1 protein-coding gene is annotated in these 330 nt (G+C 56.4%); it reads right to left on the bottom strand.

What is annotated here, in order from left to right:
• Nucleotides 1-330 (bottom strand): zinc-binding dehydrogenase (locus FDX22_RS24515; protein ID WP_146717921.1); only part of this gene is annotated, 330 nt, incomplete at both ends.

Here is a 330-nt window from a genome sequence, read left to right as displayed (position 1 = left end):
ATAACTTTCGTCCAGTCGATGGACATATCAGATGGCGGAATACCCAGCATAGCAATACGGCCACCGTGATTCATGGTGTCCAGCATGGTGCGGAACGCTGGCGGCGCCCCAGACATTTCCAGACCCACATCGAACCCTTCGGTCATCCCCAGCTCGGCCATCACGTCGGTCAGGTTCTCTTTCGAGACGTTGACTGCGCGGGTAATGCCCATTTTACGCGCCAGCTCCAGACGGTACTCATTAACATCTGTAATCACTACGTGGCGAGCACCAACGTGCTTCGCTACCGCTGCAGCCATAATGCCAATCGGACCCGCACCGGAAACCAGC

It is taken from the genome of Citrobacter sp. TBCS-14, assembly GCF_005280805.1.
Taxonomy (GTDB): Bacteria; Pseudomonadota; Gammaproteobacteria; order Enterobacterales; family Enterobacteriaceae; genus Citrobacter; species Citrobacter gillenii.
This window is presented reverse-complemented; position numbering and strand designations above follow the sequence as displayed.